Raw genomic sequence first — 22,402 nt, forward strand, 5'->3', positions numbered from 1 at the left:
CTTACGCCGGAAGCGTTACCAAGCGATCGCGACCGAAAGCGCTGCGATGCAGTTTCTGGCGAGCTGGACAAGCGCATGCAGGTCATTGCGCCGCGTTGCCGCCGGCACGATCAAACCACCATTGGTAACGCCTGGCGCCTGAGGCGCTTGCTTGATGGAGAGTGCTCAACACGCGTGTCCCATGACGCTGCGCACTGCAGGAATGCGGCAAACCAGTGCAAAAGAAAAGCCGCGTTTCCATCAGAAACGCGGCTTTGTCTTGTCAGCACTCGACGTTGCGGCTGGGGCGCTTAGAACTCCGCCCAATCCGATTCGTTCGAGGTCGTCACTGCCCGCGGCGCGGCACGCACCACCGGCTTGCTCTGCTTGGCGGGGGCAGCGGTCTTGGCAGCAGGGCGGGCCACTGCGGCTTGCGCACGTACCACCGGCGTCGCACGCGTCACCGATTCGAGTTCGGTGGACAGGCGGAACAGCGCCACCGCTTCGGTGAGCTGCTGTGCCTGGTCTTCCATCGAACGTGCCGCAGCGGTGGCTTCCTCCACCAACGCCGCGTTTTGCTGCGTGGCTTCGTCCATCTGCGTCACGGTCTGGTTGACCTGCTCGATGCCGGCCGACTGTTCCTGCGAGGCGGCGGAGATCTCGCTCATGATGTCGGTCACGCGCTGCACCGAAGAGACAATTTCACTCATGGTGGTGCCGGCCTGGTGGACCAGCGCCGAGCCTTCGGCCACCTTGCTGACCGAGTCGTCGATCAAGCCCTTGATCTCCTTGGCCGCACCGGCCGAGCGCTGTGCCAGCGTGCGCACTTCACTGGCGACCACGGCAAAGCCGCGGCCCTGTTCGCCGGCACGCGCCGCTTCCACCGCGGCATTCAAGGCCAGGATGTTGGTCTGGAACGCGATGCCGTCGATGACGCTGATGATCTCGGCGATCTTCTTCGACGAGGTTTCGATGCCGGACATGGTGGTGACCACCTGGCCGACCACGCTGCCGCCATGCGACGCCACATCGGCCGCACCGATCGCCAGCTGATTGGCCTGGCGGGCGTGTTCGGCGTTCTGCTTAACGGTGGAGGTGAGCTCTTCCATCGAGGCAGCGGTTTCTTCCAGGTTGGCGGCCTGCTGCTCGGTGCGCTGCGACAGGTCCTGGTTACCGGCGGCGATCTCGCTGGCGGCAGTGTTGATGGTCAGCGTGGAATGCTTGATGCGGCCGACGATGTCGGTCAGGCGCTGCACGGTGGCGTTGGCGTCGTCGCGCAGACGTGCGAACACGCCGTGGAATTCACCATCCATGCGCGCAGTGAGGTCGCCATCGGCCACGGCGCCGAGCAGCTGCGACAGCTTGCCCAGATTGCGATCGCTGACTTCCATCATCGAATTCAGATCGGCCACCATCACCGCGAAGTCGTACTTGAAGCGCGCGGCATCGCCACGTGCGCTGAAGTCGCCGGCTGCGGCGGCCTGTGCCAGCTGTTTGATTTCGGTGTTGATCGACAGCAGGCTGGCCTTGGCGGCGTCCATGGCTTCGTGCAGCACGGCGCGGCTGCCGGGCAGGCGGCGCGCGTCTTCGGTGAGGTCGCCCTGGGCGTACTGGTTGAGGATGCGCACCGAATCGATGATGGCGTCCAGGTGCTCGAAGATCATCGTGTTGATGCCGCCGGCCAGCGTGCCGTACACGCCGGGGAAATCTTCCGGCATGCGGTGGGTGATGTCTTCGGCAGCATGCAGGTGCGACATGCGCGCGGTTTCGTCGGAGAAGCGGCGCAGCATCTGCGTCATGCGGCCGGTGGCCTCGAGCATCTGGCCGATTTCATCGTTGCTGGTCTTGCCGACCTGCACGCTCAGATCGCCGCGCGAGACCGCCTGGATGGCGCCCAGCGCCTTGGACAGCGGGGTGGTGATGCTGCGGGCGATCAGCCAGCCAAAGGTGACCGACAGCGCGGCCATCAGCAGCGTGCCGAGCAGCAGTACCGCACTGGTGAACTTGAACGATGCGGCGCTGGCGGTGACCATGTCGCCGAGTGCCTTGGACTGCTGCGCGTACATCTTGTCGACCGAGGCAAACAGTTCCTTGCGGATCTCGCCGGACTGCTTGCGCGAGAATTCCATCGCCGCGGCGCGGTCTGGGTCTGCATAGAGCTTGCGCAGCTGCTGGTTGGCCGCGAAGTAGCGTGCGCTGGCATCGGTAAGCTTGGCGTACTCGGCCTTCAACGGCGAGGCGGCGCCGATCTTGGTGTCCAAGACTTTTTGCGTTTCGACGTATTTGGCCTGGATCTCGTCCATGCGCTTGAAGAACATCGCATAGCGTTCCGGATCTTCCAGATTGACGAACTGGCCCACTTCATAGACGCGGAATTCGCCGGCGAAACCACGCAACTCGGACAGGCGGCTCAGCACCGGCACCACGTCCTGATTGATCAGGTCGGTTTCCTGCTGCATCTGCTTCATGCGTGAAAAGCCGAGTCCACCCAGCAGGGCAGTCAGCACGGCGCTCAGGCAGAAGGCAAACATCAGTTTGCGGCGGATCGGCCAATCGTTGAACTTGTTCATTCCTTACTCCAGGGTGTTGCGCAGAGACAATGTCCTGGTTGCTAACGGCCCGTGCCCTGGATTCTTTACGCGCGGTGCCTGAACGCTCCATCGCAGCGGCGAGGGCTTCAGTTGGGGATGACGGGCCTTTGCGTGTCTTCATTTGCCGCGATGGTGGGGCAGGGCGAGGCCGGCCCCCTGCAGCCGGTGCGGCGTGCGCTGCTGCCGGCCGGCGTGAGCAGCCAGCCTGTCAGAAGTCCTGCCACTGCTCCTCGTTGCCGTGACGTGCGGCGGCCACCGTTGCCGGTGCCGCTGTGGCGGTGCGCGTGCGCTTGACCGGTGCCGGTGGGCGTGCCGTAGCCGGTGATGAGGCCGTTACGCGGCGCGACGAAGCACCCTGCGGTGCGGTCGCTGCCGTCGAGCTCAGCGTAAACACCGCCACCGTGTCACGCAGCTGGCTGGCCTGCTCTTCCATCGCACGTGCGGCGGCGGTGGCTTCTTCCACCAGCGCGGCGTTCTGCTGGGTGGCTTCGTCCATCTGGGTGATGGTCTGGTTGACCTGCTCGATGCCTGCGGATTGTTCCTGCGAGGCGGCTGAAATCTCGCCCATGATGTCGGTGACGCGCTGCACGCTGGCCACGATCTCGGCCATGGTCTTGCCGGCCTGGTCCACCAATGCCGAGCCTTGTGTCACCTTGCTCACCGAATCATCGATCAGGTGCTTGATCTCTTTGGCTGCACCGGCCGAGCGCTGGGCAAGGGTACGCACCTCGCTGGCCACCACCGCAAACCCGCGGCCCTGTTCGCCCGCACGCGCGGCTTCCACCGCGGCGTTCAGCGCAAGAATATTGGTCTGGAAGGCAATGCCATCGATGACACTGATGATCTCGGCGATCTTCTTCGAGGAGACCTCGATGCCGGACATGGTGGTGACCACCTGCGCCACGACCGCGCCACCGGTGGAGGCCACGCCCGCCGCACCGATCGCCAGCTGATTGGCCTGGCGTGCGCTCTCGGCGTTCTGCTTGACGGTGGAGGTGAGCTCTTCCATCGAGGCGGCGGTTTCTTCCAGGTTGGCCGCCTGTTGTTCGGTGCGTTGCGACAGATCCTGATTGCCTGCCGCAATTTCGCTGGCGGCGGTATTGATCGAGACGGTTGCGTGCTGGATGCGGCCGACCACGCCGGCGAGCTGCTCGGCAGTGGCGTTGGCATCGTGCTGCATGGTGGCGAACACGCCGTGGAAATCGCCCTGCATGCGCGCGGTGAGATCACCGGTGGCCAATGCGCCGAGCAGGCGGGAAACCTCGGCGATGCTGATCGCGTTGGCGTCCAGCAAGGCATTGAGTTGTTGCGCCAGCAGCAGGAAGAAGCCCTGCTTGCCGCTGCTGTCCAAGCGCTTGGACAAGTCGCCGGCCGCGGCGCTGCGCACCACATCGGCCACTTGCGCTTCGATCTTGGTTTCGGCAGTGCGGTCGCGCCACTCGCAGACAAAGCCCACATGCGCGCCGGCCTCGTTGCGGATTGCGGAGATCTGTTGGGCAATGCAGGCGTCGCGGTACTGCACTTCGCGCTGCGCCGCGCTCTGGCGATCCAGGCGTTGATAAATTTCGGCGTCCTGCGTGTTGCCGACTTCCAGCAGCGAGACCGGCTTGCCGACCAGATCGGTGCCGCGATCAAAGGCAGGTGCGCAGGCGCGGATGTCGTCGGCATAGGTCTGCAGCAAGGTCTGCAGCGCGGTGTTGGCGTAGACGATGGTCAGGTCCGGGTCGGCGATGTACATGCCGGTGGAGGCGTTATCCAGCGCGGTGCGGATGCGCAGGTTTTCCGCGGCTACCGCACGCTCGTGCTGCAGGCGTTCGCGCAGGTCGCGCTGCATGCGCGCCAGGGCGGCCATCAGGCTGTTGGCGTGTTTGGCGGCAACCGGAATCGGCTGATCCAGGCGGCCTTCGGCGATGTGCTGGGCGGCGGCCATCGCCAGGCGCGGTTCGCCCCCCAACAGACCGGAGACCGAGCGCAGGATCCAGCCTGCGGCCAACGCCAGGCACACCATGGCCAGTGCCACGGCGCCGCCTTGTTGCCACATCACCTGCCGGCTATACGCTTCGGCATGTGCGTGATTGGACTGGTTCAGTGCGGTGATGTGCTCGCTGATGGCGCCCATGCGCGTTTCCAGCGCTTCGAATTTTTGCGTGAAGTCCGCATAGGCCGCGTCGGTCTCGGAGCCGGCTTCCACCAGCGTCATTAGCTGGTCGGCGGCGCCGATATACGCCTGCAGGGTGGGGCTGACGTCTTCCAGTTCCTTGCGTAGCGCCGGGTCCAGCGGCAGGGCGCGATTGGCGGCCAGTGACTGGCGGAAGTCGTCGGCGTGCTCGCCCAGCGAAGCGCGTGCGGCAGTGATCGCCTGTGCGTCCTTGCGCGAAGCGGCCAGCAGTGCAGTGGTGACGTCGCCACGCAGGGCGTCATGCATCATGTCCGCCTGCATGTGGTTGCGCAGCGCATCCGATGAAGTCACCTGTGCGGTGATCTCGTCCAGCAGACCCCGTTGCCCGCCGTAGCCGACGCCGCCCAGCGCGAGCAGTGCGATCACTGCCACCAGGACCAACACGCCCAACATGTGCATGATTTTCATTGGGTGGCCTGATCAGAAGCGAAGGGACAGGCCCACGCCGAGCGCGTGGTCCGGTGAGCGGTCATTGAGGCCGTAGCTGTACACCGCATCCAGTTGCACGTCGTTGCTGAGCAGCCAGGCCGAGCCGACATCGAGCAGCGCGACGGTGCCGCCATCTTCGCTGCGGGCGATCTGCGGCAGCGCCACTTCAACGAACGAGCGCACCTGGTCGTTCCAGGATTTGCCGATCACCGCGCCGAAAATGCCAGCGGTGTGGCGGTTGCCTTCACCGTCGTCATCCCAGATCACGCCTGGCATCACGCCAGCGGAAATACTGTCGCTCACGTCCCATTCGGCCACCAGGCGGAACGAGGGGCGTGCACCGTGGCCACGCAGGGCGCGCGCTCCGGTGGGCAGGTCCACGTGCAGCAACCAGGCCAGCGAGGCCTTGCCATCATCGGAACCGGCCAGGTGATGCTTCACGCCCAGCGCAACGTCGGACATGCCGGAGACCTTGGCGTCATTGTCCACGTCCAGCCGTTGCCAGCCGTCGGTTTCCAGGCGCAGTTCCCAGGTCGGGCCCAGCCCGTAACGAAACAGCGTGGGTGTCGCGAATCCATCCAGGCCGTCATCGCGTTCGGCGGCCATGCTGGTTTCGATCTGCAGCCGCTGATGGCCCACGGTGAGGCTGGACTCGACAAAATCCGGGCGGTCGGTGGCGATCGGATCTTCGGCGCGGGCAAGCCCGGTGACACCGAACATGGCAAGACAGCTGGCAAGCACACATGGCTTCATGGCGACCCCTGGAACGTTGAACGTCCTGACGCAGAGCGCTGGCATTGGCTGCCACGGCGGCGGTGCGCGTACCGATCGGCGATTGCGTGGTGCGCAGGCGGCCGATGTTATTGACGCTAACGGCGGCGCCTGTCAGTTCTTGAAGCGTGTCCGACAAGCGGAGTGGGCAGGGCGTCGCACCGGATGTTGCTGTGTGCGGCCGCGTTCGCTTGTGTGTCAGGCAGGCTCAGTCGGGCGATGGCTGCCGCTTAGCTGGCCTGCGCAGGCATCGCCATGCGCAGGCCGGCGCAGGATCAGAAATCCTGCCACTGGCTGTCGTTGCCGCTGCTCTGGCTGGGCGCCGGCTTGGCGGCGGTGCGACGTACCGGCGCCACGCTGCGCTTGGCTGCCGCAGCCGGGCGCTTGATGCCTGGTGTCGCCGGCCTGGCAAGCGTTGCAACGGCAACCGGCGCGGTGGCGTTGCTGAGCTTGAACACCGCCACCGCATCGCTGAGCTGGCCGGCCTGTTCTTCCATTGCACGGGCGGCGGCGGTGGCTTCTTCTACCAGGGCAGCGTTTTGCTGGGTGGCCTCGTCCATCTGGGTGACGGTGAGGTTGACCTGCTCGATCCCCGCAGACTGTTCCTGCGAGGCGGCGGAAATCTCACCCATGATGTCGGTGACGCGCTGCACGCTGGCCACGATCTCGGCCATGGTGGTGCCGGCCTGGTGCACGAGCGAGGAGCCCTGCGCCACCTTGCTCACCGAATCGTCGATCAGGTGCTTGATCTCCTTGGCCGCACCGGCCGAACGCTGGGCAAGCGTGCGCACTTCCGAGGCCACAACGGCAAACCCGCGGCCCTGTTCGCCGGCACGCGCGGCCTCCACCGCAGCGTTGAGCGCCAGGATATTGGTCTGGAACGCAATGCCGTCGATGACGCTGATGATCTCGGCGATCTTCTTCGAAGACACTTCGATCCCGGACATGGTGGTGACCACTTGCGCCACCACCTCGCCGCCATGCGAGGCCACGCTGGCCGCGCCGATTGCGAGCTGGTTGGCCTGGCGCGCGCTTTCTGCGTTCTGCTTGACGGTGGAAGTGAGCTCCTCCATCGAGGCGGCGGTTTCTTCCAGGTTGGCCGCCTGTTGTTCGGTGCGCTGCGACAGGTCGTTATTGCCAGCCGCGATTTCGCTGGCGGCTGCATTGATCTGCGTGGCCGAGGTCTGGATGCCGGAAACGATGCCGGTGAGCTGGGCCACGGTGGCATTGGCGTCGTCGCGCATGCGCGCAAACACGCCCTGGAAGTCGCCATCCATGCGCACGGTGAGGTCGCCCTCGGCCAGCGCGCTGAGCAGGCGCGAGATGCGTTCCAGCCCTTGCGCGGTGGTGTCCACCAGGTCGTTGAGCTGGCGGCCGAATTCCAGATAGAAGCCGTGCTTGTCCTGCAGCGCCAACCGCTGAGTGAAGTCGCCGAGCAACGCCGACTGCACCAGGGCGGCCACTTCGTTTTGCACGCTTACCTCGGCGCTGACATTGCGCCACAGCAGCATGCTGCCGCTGCGGCGGCCATCGCCGGCATACAGCGGGGTCATGGTGAGGTCCAGCGTCACCGGGCCGAAGGTGTAGCGCTCGGAGACGGTGGCGGTGAGTTGCTGCAGGCGCTGCGTGCGCGCCTTGCCGTCGGCATCGCTGCCGAACACGTACTCCAACGGCTGGCCGACCACCGCATCGGCGCTGAAGCCGGTCTGGCCCTTGGCGTGAAAGGCGGCTTCGCCGTGCTTGAAGGAGGTGTGCAACGCCTCGGTAATGAACACCGCAGTGTGGTGTTCGTCGGCCAGCAGCACTTCCATCTCCGAGTGCTCCAGCGCGGTGCGGATGCGCAGGTTCTCGTTGGCGATCTGGGTGTCGCGTTCGATGCGCTGGCGCAGATCGCTCTGCATGCGCTGCATGGCGCTCAGCAGGCGGCCCACTTCGTCCTGGCGCTGCACGGTGATCTGGTTGTCCAGCTTGCCCGAGGCAATGGCATCGGCCACGCGTGCGGCGGCATCGAGCGGGCGCACCACCTGCCGGCGCAACAGTGCGAACAACGCGATGCTGAGCACCAGCGCCGAGCCCAGGCCCACCAGCAGAATCGTCCACAGCAGGCGATGCGCCTGCTGCATGATGGTGGCGTACGGCACCACCACGCCCAGTGCGAAGCGTTCCTGCGCCTGGCCGATCTGCAGCGGCACATAGGCGCTGACGTTGCCAACCGCGTCGGGTGTGAAGTCGAGATAGTCCTTGCCGGCCTTGGTTGCTTCCAGCAAGGCGCGGTAGTTGGCGCCGTCGGCCGGCTTGCCGATGCGTGCAGCGTCACGCGATGCAAGGATGACGCCCGCAGGCGAAATCAGCTCCACGTAGCCGCCCTCCATCGGGCGCAGGGTGCTCAACCGTTCCTGCAGTGCGGCCAGTGCAAAGTCCACCGACACCACGCCCACGTACTTGCCTTGATCCATGATCGGCGTGGACAAGGTGGTCATCAGGACCGGCTTGCCGCCGATCTCGTAGTCATACGGCCCGGCCACGATCTGGCGGCCCAATGCGCGCGGCTTGAGATTCCAGTCGCCGTCGCCAGGTTTTTCGTAACCGACCAAAGGCTCGCGGATCAGCGAAGACCCGTTGTGTGCCCAGTAGGTCATGAAGCGGCCCGTGCTGTCGTGGCCCTTGGCATCGATATAGGCGCTGTCCTTGCCATCGAAGGCCTGCGCCTCCCACAACGTGCCCATGCCCACCCATTCCGGGTGGTTCTGCAGTTGATCGTGCACGATCGCGGCCGCTGCATCGCGACTGATGCCGCCATTGGCGCGCTGCGCCAACAAGGCGCTGGCAACCGACTGGCCGGTGGTGAAGGCTTGCCCCAGTTCGCTGCCGATTTGCTCGGCCTGATAACGCGCAGCACTCTGCATCGACGTTTGTGCCGAGGCGATCAGGGCGCGGCTGCTTTGCCAGTAGGTGATCGCGGCAGTCAGGCCGAAACACAGCAGTGCCACCACCGCCGTCCCCAGCATCAGACGATAGGCCAGGCTGGCGCCGCGACGTGGGGAAGAGAGCGTAGAGGTCATGGAGCTGATCTGCATGGTGGGGAGAAAAGCCCGCCGTGCCGGCGGGCGTGACACGTCACTCAATAACTGGCAAGCAGGGCATCGGTGTGCTGGGCGGCGCGTGCGCGCAGCGACGGCACCGTGGCGGTGACGCGGAACGAAGACACCGCATCGTCCAGCTGCTGCGCCTGCTGCTGCATGGCATTGGCCGCAGCGGTGGCTTCTTCCACCAGCGCCGCGTTCTGCTGGGTGCTCTCATCCATCTGGGTGATGGTGAGGTTGACCTGCTCGATGCCGGCGGACTGTTCCTGCGAGGCGGCGGAGATCTCGCCCATGATGTCGGTCACGCGCTGCACGGAAGACACGATGTCGGCCATGGTCTTGCCAGCCTGGTCGACCAGCGCCGCGCCCTGGGTGACCTTGCCCACCGAATCGTCGATGAGGTGCTTGATCTCCTTGGCTGCACCAGCCGAGCGCTGGGCAAGCGTGCGCACTTCCGAGGCGACCACCGCAAACCCACGGCCCTGTTCGCCGGCGCGCGCCGCTTCCACCGCCGCGTTCAAGGCCAGGATGTTGGTCTGGAACGCGATACCGTCGATGACGCTGATGATCTCGGCGATCTTCTTCGACGAGGTCTGGATGCCGGACATGGTGTCCACCACCTGGCTCACGACATGGCCGCCCTGCGAGGCGACACCGGCTGCGCCGATCGCCAGCTGGTTGGCCTGGCGGGCGCTTTCGGCGTTCTGCTTGACGGTGGAGGTGAGTTCCTCCATCGAGGCAGCGGTTTCTTCCAGGTTGGCGGCCTGCTGTTCGGTGCGCTGCGACAGATCATTGTTGCCGGCAGCGATTTCGCTGGCCGAGCCGGTGATCGATTGCGCGGCCTGCTGGATGCGCCCCACGATGCCCGACAACTGCAACGCGGTGGTGTTGGCATCGTCACGCATGCCTGCGAACACGCCGTGGAAGTCGCCTTCCATGCGCGCGGTGAGGTCGCCTTCGGCCAGTGCAGCCAGCAGCTCGGACAGCTTGCCCAGGTTGCGGTCGCTGACGTCCATCATCGCGTTGAGGTCGTTGATCATCCGCGCGGAGTCGTGCTTGAAGCGGGTTGCATCGCCACGCTGACTGAAGTCGCCATTGGCCGCGGCCTGCGCCAGGCGCTTGATCTCGGTGTTGATCGCCAACAGGCTGGCCTTGGCCGCATCCATGGCTTCGTGCAGCACCGCGCGGGTGCCGGGCAGGCGCGTGGCATCACGCGACAAATCGCCCTGTGCGTATTCGTTGAGAATGCCGATTGCATCGACGATGGCATCCAGGTGTTCGAAGATCATGGTGTTGATGCCACCGGCCAGTTCGCCGTACACGCCCGGGAAATCGGTCGGCATGCGGTGGCTGACGTCTTCGCCGGCATGCTTGTGCATCATGACCTTGGTCTGCGCGGAGAAGCGCTCCAGCGTGTGCACCATGTCGTCGGTGGCCTTGAGCATCTGGCCGATTTCGTCATTGCCGTGCTCGGCGGTGCGCACGCTCAAGTCGCCGCGTGCCACGCCCTTGATGGCGGCCAATGCGCGCGCCACCGGCTCCAGGATCGAGTTGCCGATCAGCCAGCCCACCAGCAGGTTGACCAGGACCAGCACGCCGCCGGCGAAAGCCACGATGCCGGTGAACACCAGCGCCTGCGACTGGGTGTCGTCCAGGTACACGCCGGTGCCGATCACCCAGCCCCACGGCTTGTACAGCGACGCGTAAGAGGTCTTCTGCACCGGGTCCTTTTCACCGGGCTTGGCCCAGGTGTAGTCGACATACCCGCCGCCGGCCTGCGCGGCGGTGACGAAGGCCGGGAAGATGCGCTTGCCGTCCGGGCTCAGCACATCGTTCAGCGGCTTGCCGTTGAGGTCGGGGCGGGTGGGGTGCATCAGCATCACCGGCGCCTGGTCGGTGACGTAGATGTAGTCCACGCCGCCGCGCGCGCGCATGGTGGAGAGCGTCGCCAGTGCGCGGCTCTTGGCGGTGTCCACGTCCATCTCGCCCTTTTCGGCGCGTTCCTGATAGCCGTTGACCACCGCCATGGCCATCTCGATCTGGCTCTTGAGGCCATCGCGACGGGTGTCGGTGAGATCCACGTATTGCATGCGCGCGGCGATCACCGCCAACGCAATGATGCCCAGCGCCACCAGCGCCGTCTGGGCGAGGAACTTGCGCTTGAGCGGTACGTTGGCCAGCGTTTTTGCAATCGTGGTCTTGAACGTCATGACGGGTATCCGACTAGGGAATGTATGACAGGCTTAAGTCGAATAGCGACCAGGTCGCAGAAATGTTGAGCGCGACTTGACACTCAATGTGCTAACGCATTACGCATTCAGCGGCTGCGTGGTGCCAAACGGCCTGCGGTGCACCAATCGATTGCAAGCAGCGCACTGAACATAGGCGCCGTGGCGGCCTCGGCTATTGAAGGTGTGCAGCACACTTGGCATCCGCGTTGGCATCGCTGGGTGGCTTGTTTGCTGCCGCAGGAAATTTTTTGGGCGGGTAACGCAACGCACTGAAACCCGGCGCGCGTTTGCGTCATCAGGGCGCTTGACGACCGGTGCACGCATGCCAGCGCTCGTCACGGCAGACACCTATCGGAGCAGCCGTCTCGTGACGCACTGACATCTTCGTGCGGCTGCTGCACGGACGCTGGATTTCGCAGCGAAGTCACGCGTTACCCACTTGGCAAGCAGTCGCTGCCAGTGGCGCGCGACATCTCTGACCTACGCGTCTGAGCTACGAGGCGAGGGCGATCGGCAGGGCTAAAGGTGGCTCCGCCTGCGCGTTTGTTGATTGCAAGTCCTGCCGCGTGGTCGGCAGCACCGTGAATCCATCGCTGGTTACGCTGCGCAACCGCAACCGCAACCGCAACCGCAACCGCGCACGTGCTTCGAGCAAGGGCTGGCGTGGCTCGGCAGTGAGCGCTGCATCCATTGCGATGGCAGGGGCCGCGCGCGATGCGCCGCGGCCTTGCCGCGACCTCAACGGCGCGGCGTGCTGCTCACACTGGCGACCGACTGCTGCAGGGTCTGCAGTTCGGTCCACAGCAGGTGCCGCGTGTCGCCGGCATAGCCCAGCGACAACGCCTGGGCAGCATGCAGATCGCCATCGTGCAGGGCGCGATTGGCTTGCCGGTGTTGCGCCAGGTACTGGCCCAGTTGCTGCTGCACGCGCGCGAATTGCTGCGCCTGTGCGCCCTGCGGCACGGTGGCCTGGACGTAGCCTGCATGGCGCGCGATGCGTTGACGCAGATTGCCCAGGCGTTCGTCGTAGGCGTCAATGCGTGCCGGGTCGTGCGCGGCGGCAAGCTGTGCACGCTGCGTGTTGCGCAGTTGCACCAGGTCGATCGCCAGTGACTGCAGCGCGCCCACCGGGACGTTGTCCAGCAACACCGATGCCGGCGCCGCCGGCGTTGCCAGTGACGGCGGCAACGATACGCAAGCCGCCAGCATGGCCACGCCGAGCGCACAGCCCAACAGATGGTGCGCAGAACGAATGGACTTGGTGGTGTGCATGCGGGCTTCCTCGACGTGGTGTGGGCCAGACAGCCCTCATTGCTGTCTGTATCGGCCGCAGGAGGGTGTGCTTGATCACCTTTCGACCAACGGCACGGTCAAGGAATACCGGCTGCCCGGGCGCAGACCATCGTCCGGTCGCCGCCACATAGCAAAACGCCCCGACAGGATCGGGGCGTTTTGAGCTGCGCTGACACTCCCGTCTTGGCGACGGCCAGGCAGTTGCGCGGTTACCGCTTAGAACTCGTGCCAGCTCGAGTCGCCAGCCGAGGCCGTTACGGCGGCCACCGGACGTGCCGCAGCTCGCGGCTTGGCAGACGCTGGCTTTGTGCTCGCAGCCTGCTTGCTTGCCGGCGCCTTGCCGGCAACGCGCGTGGCCGTGGGCCGGCTGGCAATTGCCATCGGTGCACTCTGCTGCTGCAGCTTGAAGATCGACACCGCATCGGACAACTGGCCGGCCTGTTCTTCCATCGAACGCGCAGCCGCAGTGGCTTCTTCGACCAAAGCGGCGTTTTGCTGGGTGGCTTCGTCCATCTGGGTGACGGTGAGGTTGACCTGCTCGATGCCGGACGACTGCTCCTGCGAGGCGGCAGAAATCTCCCCCATGATGTCGGTCACACGCTGCACGCTGGCGACGATCTCGGCCATGGTGGTACCGGCCTGGTCCACCAGCACCGAGCCTTCGGCCACCTTGCTCACCGAGTCGTCGATCAGGTGCTTGATCTCTTTCGCCGCGCCGGCCGAGCGCTGGGCCAGCGTGCGCACTTCACTGGCGACCACGGCAAAGCCGCGGCCTTGTTCGCCGGCACGCGCGGCTTCTACCGCTGCGTTCAGCGCCAGGATATTGGTCTGGAATGCGATGCCGTCGATGACGCTGATGATCTCGGCGATCTTCTTCGATGACACTTCGATGCCGGACATGGTGGTGACGACCTGCGCCACCACCGCGCCACCTTGCGAGGCGACCGATGCCGCGCCAATCGCCAGCTGGTTGGCCTGGCGCGCATGCTCGGCATTCTGTTTGACGGTGGAGGTGAGCTCTTCCATCGAGGCAGCGGTTTCTTCCAGATTCGCTGCCTGCTGCTCGGTGCGCTGCGAGAGATCGTTGTTGCCGGCCGCGATTTCGCTGGCGGCCGCATTGATCGATACCGTGGCGTGCTGGATGCGCCCGACAATGCCGGACAGCTGCTCGGTGGTGGCGTTGGCGTCGTCACGCATCTGCGCAAACACGCCGTGGAAGTCGCCGTGCATGCGTTCGGTCAGGTCACCGGCGGCGATCGCCTGCAGCACCTTCGACAAGGCGCTCAGGTTGCCATCGGCGGTGGCCATCAAGGTGTTGAGGCTCTCCACCATGGCGCGGAAGTCGTACTGGAAGCGCTGCGCATCGCCACGCACGCTGAAGTCGCCGTTGGCCGCGGCCTGCGCCAGCAAGTTGATTTCGCTGTTCATCGCCGAGAGGTTGGCCTTCACCGTGTCCATGGTGTCGGTCAACACGGCCTTTTCGCCGGGCAAGCGCTGCATATCCTGGCTCATGTCGCCGATGGCATAGCGCGACATGATCTGCGCCAGCTGCATCTTCACTGCGATATGCGAGCCGACCAAGGCGTTGGTGTCACGCACCATGGTGCCGTAGTCGCCGGGGAAGCTATCTGCGTCCATGCGGTAGCTGATCTGGCCGGCGTCGTGGCGCCGCGCCATCTCCGACTGCGCCGCCAGCACCGCCTGCAACTGCCGCTGCATGCCCTGCATGCTGTGCAGCAGCTGGCCGGTTTCGTCGCGGCTGTCCACGCTGATTGGGTTGTCCAGCTTGCCTTGGGCGATCGCGCCGGCCACGCGAGTGGCGCGGCCAAGCGGGCCGGCAATGCTGCGGGCGATGAACCAGCCGGCAAACGCGGCCAGCACCACCGCCAGGGTCATGGCGGCCAGCATGATCTTCCAGGAGCGTTGATAGCCCGCTTCGGCGCTGGCGATTTCTGCATCCATGTGCGCGGCGTTGAACTTGGTCAACTCCACCAACTTGGCGAACAGGTCGCGGCGCAGTGGGCGCGATTGTTCGTCGGACACCTTGCTGGCAGCGACGAAATCACCGGCACGCACCGCATCGCCCATCGCCGCGTTGGCCTGGTAGTAGGCGGCCAGCTTCTGTTTGACCGCGTCATACAACTCGGTCTCCTTGCCGGCGGTGGTGGTCTTGGCATACGCCAGCTGGGTGGCATCCACGTCTGCGCGGGTCTTGGCCATGCGCTCGAAGTAGTTCTGCACTGCGTCGGGATCGTTGGCACGCGCCAGCTGGGCGAGCTCGTAGGTGCGGAATTCGCCGAGCAGGGCGCGCATCTCGCCCAGCTGCTGCACGGCAGGGGCCCAGGTCTGGCCGATATCGCGCAGCAACTGCGCATTGGCCTGCATGCGCAACAAGGCGAATGCGCCCAGGCACAGGGTGATCAAGGTGGTGAAAAAGAAGGCAACAGCGAGCTTGCGCGCGACGGCGAGATGACGGAACCAGTTCATGGGAGTTGTTTTTCGACAAGGTCCAATGGAAACCGTGGGCGTCGGCACAGTCGCAACGCTGAAGACGGTCGTTGGGATCAAACACTGGGGCAGTGCGGCCCGACGCATCGCCGCGTGCACAGGGGCAGGGCGGCAGCGCATGCCGGCGGGCCCTAGACCGCCGACGGATGACACGTGTCCTTAGGGACTGACCACTGCGGCATCCTTGCCGCAGCGACGTGCGTTGACTCAGGCCGCCTGCGGCACTTTCAGCGAGCGCACCAGGCCACCGATGTCCACGATCAGCGAGACGCGTCCATCGCCGAGGATGGTGGCGCCGGAGACGCCCGGAATCCGCCGGTAGTTGTTTTCGATGTTCTTGACCACGACCTGCTGCTGGCCAAGCAGTTCGTCCACTTCCAGCGCGATCTTCTGGCCGTCGCCTTCGACCACCACCACCAGCGATTCCTTGGAGGACTGTTGTCCGCCGAAACCGTAGTAATTGGTGAGCGAGAGGATCGGCAGATACTCGCCCCGGACCCGCAGCACCCGGCCGTCACCGGCCATCGAGCGAACATCTTCCGGCGCCGGCTGCAGCGCTTCGAGCACGTAGGACAGCGGCAGGATCAGGGTTTCACCGGCAACCGACACGGTCATGCCGTCCAGGATGGCCAGGGTCAGCGGCAGACGGATCAGCACGCGAGTCCCGCTGCCGGCGTTGCTTTCCAGCTGCACTTCGCCACCCAGGCCCTGGATGTTGCGACGGACCACGTCCATGCCCACGCCACGACCGGACAGGTCGGTGACGGCATCGGCGGTGGAGAAGCCCGGTGCGAAGATCAAATCCCACACCTGCGAATCAGTCGGGTTGTCCGGCACGGCAATGCCGCGTTCGGCCGCTTTTTCCAGGATCTTGGCGCGATTGAGGCCACGGCCGTCGTCGCTGACTTCGATCACGATGTGACCGCCCTGGTGCGATGCCGCCAGGGTGATGGTGCCGGTTTCGTCCTTGCCGGAGGCGCGGCGCGCATCGGGCATTTCCAGACCATGGTCGATCGAGTTGCGCACCAGGTGCACCAACGGATCGGCAATCTTTTCGATCAAGCCCTTGTCCAGTTCCGTGCTTTCGCCAATCGTGCGCAGACGCACCTGCTTGCCGAGGCGGCTGGAGAGGTCGCGCACCAGACGCGGGAAGCGGCGGAACACCGCGTCCACGGGGAGCATGCGCACGCCGATGACTGCTTCCTGCAGATCGCGGGTGTTGCGTTCGAGCAGATCCAGGCCGGCAAACAACTGTTCGGCATGCGCCGGGTCCAGGCCGGTGGAGACCTGCTTGAGCATGGCCTGCGTAATCACCAGTTCGCCGACCAGGTTGATCAGCGCATCGACCTTGTCGACGCTGACGCGGATGGAGCTTTCGGCTTCGGCAGCGGCGGCCTTGGCAGGCGTGGCGGCCGCAGCAGCAGGTTCTGCAGCGGCGGCAGCCGGAGCAGCGGCCACGGCGGTCGGTGCACTGCTTGCGGCAGCGTCCACGGCCAGGCTCGGCGGCGGGCCGGGCACCGCCATCGGGCGGATGTCCAGCTCGCAGTCGTCCACGACCCAGGCAAAGGTGTCTTCGATCTTGCTGCGCGGAATCTTGCCGATCAGGCCCAGATCCCAGGCCAGGTAGGCTTCCAGCGGGTCGATGTTCTCAAAGCCCGGCATGCGCTCCAGACGCGCGGCGATCTGCAGCGGACCAAGATGCTCCAGCTCGCGGATGATGCGCAGCGGGTCGTTGCCGCTCATGAACAGCGACGGCGCCGGGGTAAAGCCGATGTGCCAGGCTTCGGGTTCTTCTTCCTTCGGCTTGGCGACGGCCACGGCGGCCGGCGCTTCGCCGGCGAGCACCGCGTTCAAGCGGGTGTGCACGGCCTTGACCGCAGCCGGGTCGGCCGGGGTGCCGTGTTCGGCTTCGCGCAACAGGGCGCGCAGCACGTCGACCGAGCCGAGCATGGCGTCGACCGCATTGGGTTCGAGCTGGCGCTTGTTGGAGCGCAGCTCGTCCAGCAGCGTTTCCAGCACGTGGGTCAGGCCGGCGACGGCTTCGAAGCCGAAGGTGGCCGCACCGCCCTTGATGGAGTGCGCGGCGCGGAACACCGAGTTGATGATTTCCGGGTCGCGGTTTCCCTCTTCCAGGGACAGCAGCCCGGCCTCCATCGCGTCGAGCCCTTCACGGCTTTCCTCGAAAAAGGTGGCGTGGAAACGTTGCAGGTCCATGCTCATGGGCGTGAAATCCGATCGTGAAACGAGGAAGGGTTAACCTAGGACTTTCTGGACGGTGGCAATCAGCTGTTCGGGATTGAACGGCTTGACCAGCCAACCGGTCGCACCGGCCGCCTTGCCTTCGGATTTCTTGTCGGCTGCCGACTCGGTGGTCAGCATCAGCATGGGAGTGAACTTGTAGTCCGGCAGCTGGCGCAGTTCGCGGATCAGCGAGATGCCATCCATGTTGGGCATGTTCACGTCGGTCACCACCGCATTGAAGCGCTGGCCCTTCGCGCGGCCCAGCGCCACGGCGCCGTCTTCGGCTTCTTCGACGGCAAAGCCGGCAGAGGTGAGGGCGAAAGAGACCATCTGGCGCATCGACGCCGAATCGTCCACCACCAAGATACGTGCGCTCATGCGGCGTTCTCCACAGATTTCAGGTTGTCATTGGATGCGGAAAGTCCGAGCGCGTCAGTGACGCCGAGCAGACGGGCCGCATCTCTAAAAGTGTCGTTGCAGCCATCGAATTCGGTCTGCAGCCCCGCACTGCGGCGGGCCTGCACGAAAGCGCAGAGCAGCTGCACGCTTGCGGTGTGGATGCGCCGGACTTCGCCGGCGTCAAGCACCAGCTCGCCGTCCTGCGTCAGGACTGCAGCCAGTTTTTGCTTGAGGTCGGCGCTGGTCTCGATGCCGAGATCCTCACCCAATATCACTGTGCTCATTGTTGCTCCGAACGGATGGTTCTATGCGTACTAACGGCGGCGGGCGGGAAAGCTTTAACGTTGAATCGGCGCATTGGTGCGCGGCACCATGCGCGCATTAATGCAGCAGGTGGGTGGCGTCGAGCAGGATCATCGGGTGATGGCCCAGGCGCGCCACGCCACGGAACAGGTTGTTGGAAATGCGGCACAGGCGGGCGTTGTCCGGCGGCTCGATCTGGTGATCGGTGAGGCTGGTGACGTCTTCCACCGCCGACACGCGCAGGCCCATGGTTTCGCCGTTCTCTTCCAGCACCACCACGCGGGTGTGCAGGTCCATGTCCACCGGCGAGGAGCCCAGGTGGATGCCCAGGTCGATCACCGGCACCACCTGGCCACGCAGGTTCATGATGCCGAGCATGGCGCTGGGCGTACCGCGCAGCGGCAGCAGCGGCACCGGCAACACCACTTCCTGCACCTTGAGCAGTTCCAGCGCATAGGTCTGTTCGCCGCAGCGCAGACGCAGCCAGCGCGTACTGCGCTCGCTGGCACGGCGCTCGGCGTGGATGTGTTCGGCCTGGCCCGGTGCCAGCAGTGCCTGCAGGCCCTGCGGGTAGACCGGTGCCGGCGCAGCACGCGCGGGTGCGGGTGCCGGACGTGCAGGTGCGGGGACGGCCACCGGTGCGGTGTCCAGCCCGAAGGCCGGGTCCGAATCCAGTTCTGCCAGCAGGTCGGCGGCGATCATGTCCGCGCTGGGTTCTGCGCTGGCGAATGCCGGGTCGGCATCCATCTCGGCCATCAGATCTGCAGTGCTCATAAATGGGCTGGGCGCGGCCGTGGCAAAGGCGGGGTCCGCATCCATCTCGGCGAGGAAATCCGCCGCGATATCTGCAGCGCTCGGCGCAGCTGCCACCGGCGGGCCGAAGGCGGGGTCGGCATCCATTTCGGCCAGGAAATCGGCGGCGATGTCGGCGGCACTGGGTGCCACCACGCGCGGCGCGAAGGCCGGGTCGGCATCCATCTCGGCCAGGAAATCCGCCGCGATGTCGTCCGCGCTCGGCGCGGAAACAACCGGCGGCCCGAACGCCGGGTCGGCGTCCATTTCGGCGAGGAAATCGGCGGCGATCGCTTCGGCGCTGAGCACCGGGGCGCTCACCTGCGCTGCTGCAGTGGCCTGCACGGGTGGTTCCGCCAGTGCCAGTTCATCGGCCTGCGCCAGGTCTGCCTCGGCAGCCACCGGCGCTGCGCTGGCAACGGCGGTGACCGTGGCCACGGCGACCTCGACGCCGGCATCGTGCAGCAGGCCTTCCAGATAATCGTCCAGCTCACCATTGGCGGTGTGGTTGCTCATGCCGCTTGCTCCATCCGCATCGCGTCATCGGCCAGCACCCATTCCAGCGCGCGGCGATACGCGGACAAGCCGCGGCCCTGGTAATCGGTGGTGGTGGCCGGCACGGTGAGGGCGGCGGCGTTGCAGATGCGTGTATCCATCGGCACCGCGTCTTCCCACACCACCGGGCCGTAGGTGGTCTGCATTTCTTTCAGCGTTTCGTTGCCGGCGCGGGTGCGGCGGTCGAACAGGGTCGGCAGGATCGACACCGGCAAATCGCGCCGGCGCGAGCGCTGCACCATGTCGGCGGTGCGCACCATGCTGGCCAGGCCGTGCAAGGCGAGCGGTTCGGCCTGGGTCGGCACCACCACGCGGTCGCAGGCGGCCAGCGCGTTGATCATCAACAGGCCCAGCGTGGGCGGGCAGTCGAGCAGGATGTAGTCGTGCTGGCCGGCATGCCGGGCCATGGCGTTCTGCAGGGCCAGGCCCAGGCCAGGCTGGTTGGCGCTGCGGCGCTCCAGCGTGGCCAGGGCGGCCTGTGCGCACACGTAGGACAGGCCGGGGATGGCGCTTTCGTGCGCCAGGCTGGCCAGGTCGCTCGGCGGCGTGCCGAACAGGTCCAGCACGCCGCGCGGCGGCGGGTCCACGGCCACGCCGAACGCGCGGGTGAGTGACGAGTGCGGATCGAGGTCGATCAACAGCACCCGGTGCCCGAGCGCGGCCAGGCCGCGACCCAGTGCCAGCGTCGTGGTGGTCTTGCCCACGCCGCCCTTTTGGTTGGCGATTGCCCAGATACGCATCTCAGTGCACTCCTTCAATTACGGCGGGGACGGAACTTGTGCCGCTTTCGGTGGTGACGGCCGTTTGGCCGCCGTCAGACTTGGGAAGCTTCGGCGCCCCGGCGGCGGTCGCATGGATCTGCGATGGCGGATCGGGTGCGAGTGAGCCAGCCGAGTCAGCGAGGATGATCAACACCACACGCCGGTTCGCATTCCGTCCCGCCTCGGTGCTGTTATCGGCACGTGCGCGGAATTCTCCATAGCCAACCATCGCCAATCGTTGCGGGGCGACGCCTTCATCGGCGAACAGGTGCACCACGCTGGCGGCACGCGCCGCCGACAGTTCCCAGTTGGAGGGGAACTGCGCGGTGGCGATGGGCTGGTTGTCGGTATAGCCCTCCACGCGCACGCCGTTGGGTGCATCGCGCAACACTGCCGCCAAGGTGGACAGGGTGCCGCGCGCGCTCCCGGCCAGCAGCGCAGAGCCGGTGACGAACAGGATGTCGCTGTTGATCTCCACCTCGATCCACAGATCGCGGCGGCGGATGGTGATGAGTTGCTTGTCGATCAGCGGCGACAGGGTCTTGTTCAACTGCTGCGCCACCGCATCCATCTGCCGCTGCGCGCGCGCCAGCTGCGCCTGATTGCGCAGCGACACCGGCATGCGCATCTGCGCGGCCATCGACGGCAGGATGGTGGGGTCGGTCGGCCCGTTGGAGGCGGCCATCGGTGCGCCGGCCTTGATCACCGAAGGGCGGTCGTAGTCGGCGCCCAGGCTCTGGGTGTTGCCCAACTGCACGGGGCTTGCGGCCTTGGAGGAGCCACCGAAGGCGGTGGTCAGCGCCTGCGCCATCACCTTGTACTTGCCTTCGTTGAGCGAGGAGATGGCGTACATGACCACGAAGAACGCCAGCAGCAGCGTCATCAGATCGGCATACGGAATCGCCCACGCTTCGTGGTTGCCATGGTCTTCGTGATGTTTGCGACGGCGGGCCATGACGGGGCTAATGCAAGTAGCCTGCCAATTTCGACTCGATGTTGCGCGGGTTCTCGCCCTGGGCGATGGCGATCAGCCCTTCGATGGCCATTTCGCGCTCGTTGGTGCTGCAGTGGATGACGCTCTTGAGCTTGGCGGCCACCGGCAGGAACAGCAGATTGGCCGAGGCGATGCCATAGATGGTGGCGGTGAACGCGGCAGCGATGCCGTGGCCGAGCATGGACGGGTCGGCCAGGTTCTTCATCACTGCCATCAACCCGAGGACCGCACCGATGATGCCCAGCGTGGGCGCATAGATGCCCATGCCCTCGAATACCTTGGCGGCGGCAAGATCCTGGCGCTCCTGATTGTCGACTTCGATCTCCAGCATGTGGCGCATGGATTCGGGCTCCACGCCATCCACCAGCATCTGCAGCCCTTTGCGCAGGAAGGCATCGTCCTGGCGGCCGAGCTGATCTTCCAGGCCCAGCAGGCCCTGGCGGCGAGCGATATTGCTCCACTCCACGATGCGCGCCAGCAGCCGCTCGCGGTCGCTGGCCGGCGGCTGGATCACCCAGCGCACAATCTTGAAGGCGCGCCGGAAAACCGCCGGCGAGGTGTGCAGCAGGATCGCGGCCACGGTGCCGACGATGACGATCACGAAGGCGGCCGGCGACCACAGCGACGAAATGCCGGCACCTTTCAACACGCTGCCGCCCACGATCGCCACGATCGCAAGCACCAGTCCAATGAGGCTGAGTCTGTCCATGGAAGCGGTATCGGCCCAGGCCGAGCGGACTTGATAGGTGCGCCCGGTCCAGTGCGCCAGAAAGTTGTCGTTCTGGGGGATGGTCTTCAATTGCCGACTGCGCTGAGAGCGGTAGCGCGGCGGGGGACCGGTCCCTCGGTCGTAAAAGGTCTCGATGAACTCAGTGGTGCCTCAGGTCAGCCCTTGCGTTACCGAGGCGGACATAGAAGACACGACCGATGCGGCACTCAAGCCCCTCTCCCGCCGGGAGAGGGGTTGGGGTGAGGGTACGTCCAGGCGCGGACTGTCGATTGTAGGTTTCGGTGAGGGCGCCATGCGGCCGGGAATCGAATCTTCGGCGCTGCAGACATTGCTTATGACGCGTCATCACGGCACATCCCTGTGATGGCGATAGCAGCCAAGCGGCGTGCGGTTGCCATGTGCTGGAGTGTGCCAACACGCATGTCGATCCTGCTTCTGGCTAAGCTCGGTTGCAAATGATGGAGAGAGTGCAGGGGTTCGGTGAGCCGCTTGCGCCTGGTTGCGGGCGAGTGCGTTTGGCGGGCTGCGATCAAGTTGCTGCGGCAGGCAGGCTCTACCTTGCC

Annotated in this window: 14 protein-coding genes; all 14 read right to left on the reverse strand. The window is 65.5% G+C overall.

The genetic code is table 11. The features are described from left to right. Positions 1–290: 290 nt before the first annotated feature. Positions 291–2,549: a methyl-accepting chemotaxis protein gene (locus tag ACCQ01_RS10055; RefSeq protein ID WP_228433342.1), complete on the reverse strand. Its 2,259-nt coding sequence runs from the start codon at positions 2,547–2,549 to the stop codon at positions 291–293. 229 nt (positions 2,550–2,778) lie between these two features. Beyond that, positions 2,779–5,157, reverse strand: coding sequence for a methyl-accepting chemotaxis protein (locus ACCQ01_RS10060; RefSeq protein WP_228433340.1), 2,379 nt, complete (start codon positions 5,155–5,157; stop codon positions 2,779–2,781). Between the two features lie 12 nt (positions 5,158–5,169). After that, complete coding sequence (locus ACCQ01_RS10065; protein WP_228433338.1) at positions 5,170–5,931, reverse strand: transporter; 762 nt, start codon at positions 5,929–5,931, stop codon at positions 5,170–5,172. Between the two features lie 293 nt (positions 5,932–6,224). After that, positions 6,225–9,011: a methyl-accepting chemotaxis protein gene (locus tag ACCQ01_RS10070; RefSeq protein ID WP_228433336.1), complete on the reverse strand. Its 2,787-nt coding sequence runs from the start codon at positions 9,009–9,011 to the stop codon at positions 6,225–6,227. Positions 9,012–9,070: 59 nt separating this feature from the next. Then, a complete protein-coding gene (locus tag ACCQ01_RS10075) occupies positions 9,071–11,242 on the reverse strand; it encodes a methyl-accepting chemotaxis protein (protein WP_228433334.1) in 2,172 nt (723 codons plus the stop codon). A 759-nt stretch (positions 11,243–12,001) separates the two neighbouring features. Then, entirely contained in the window at positions 12,002–12,535 is a 534-nt protein-coding gene (locus ACCQ01_RS10080; protein ID WP_228427323.1) for an MCP four helix bundle domain-containing protein, read from the reverse strand. Positions 12,536–12,772: 237 nt separating this feature from the next. After that, positions 12,773–15,043 (reverse strand): methyl-accepting chemotaxis protein, encoded by a 2,271-nt coding sequence (locus ACCQ01_RS10085; RefSeq protein ID WP_228433332.1) that lies wholly within the window; start codon positions 15,041–15,043, stop codon positions 12,773–12,775. A gap of 228 nt (positions 15,044–15,271) precedes the next feature. Continuing rightward, positions 15,272–17,284, reverse strand: coding sequence for a chemotaxis protein CheA (locus tag ACCQ01_RS10090; protein WP_076036891.1), 2,013 nt, complete (start codon positions 17,282–17,284; stop codon positions 15,272–15,274). A gap of 33 nt (positions 17,285–17,317) precedes the next feature. Then, positions 17,318–17,683, reverse strand: a complete 366-nt coding sequence (locus ACCQ01_RS10095; protein WP_002806565.1) for a response regulator — start codon at positions 17,681–17,683, stop codon at positions 17,318–17,320. Next, the gene (locus tag ACCQ01_RS10100; RefSeq protein ID WP_011037055.1) at positions 17,680–17,988 is read right to left on the reverse strand and encodes an STAS domain-containing protein; all 309 of its coding nucleotides are present in this window, start codon (positions 17,986–17,988) and stop codon (positions 17,680–17,682) included. The genes ACCQ01_RS10095 and ACCQ01_RS10100 overlap by 4 nt, the downstream gene beginning before the upstream one ends. A gap of 97 nt (positions 17,989–18,085) precedes the next feature. Then, a complete protein-coding gene (locus ACCQ01_RS10105; RefSeq protein WP_228433330.1) occupies positions 18,086–19,315 on the reverse strand; it encodes a chemotaxis protein CheW in 1,230 nt (409 codons plus the stop codon). Beyond that, positions 19,312–20,094: a ParA family protein gene (locus ACCQ01_RS10110; RefSeq protein ID WP_011269794.1), complete on the reverse strand. Its 783-nt coding sequence runs from the start codon at positions 20,092–20,094 to the stop codon at positions 19,312–19,314. The genes ACCQ01_RS10105 and ACCQ01_RS10110 overlap by 4 nt, the downstream gene beginning before the upstream one ends. A gap of 1 nt (position 20,095) precedes the next feature. Then, positions 20,096–21,070 carry a flagellar motor protein MotD gene (gene motD / locus ACCQ01_RS10115; RefSeq protein ID WP_012438310.1) on the reverse strand — a complete coding sequence of 325 codons (975 nt, stop codon included), beginning with the start codon at positions 21,068–21,070 and terminating at the stop codon, positions 20,096–20,098. 7 nt (positions 21,071–21,077) lie between these two features. Then, the gene (locus ACCQ01_RS10120; protein WP_012438311.1) at positions 21,078–21,818 is read right to left on the reverse strand and encodes a flagellar motor protein; all 741 of its coding nucleotides are present in this window, start codon (positions 21,816–21,818) and stop codon (positions 21,078–21,080) included. Positions 21,819–22,402 lie beyond the last annotated feature (584 nt).

The organism is Xanthomonas sp. NCPPB 4037 (assembly GCF_041475695.2).
Taxonomy (GTDB): domain Bacteria; phylum Pseudomonadota; class Gammaproteobacteria; order Xanthomonadales; family Xanthomonadaceae; genus Xanthomonas; species Xanthomonas campestris.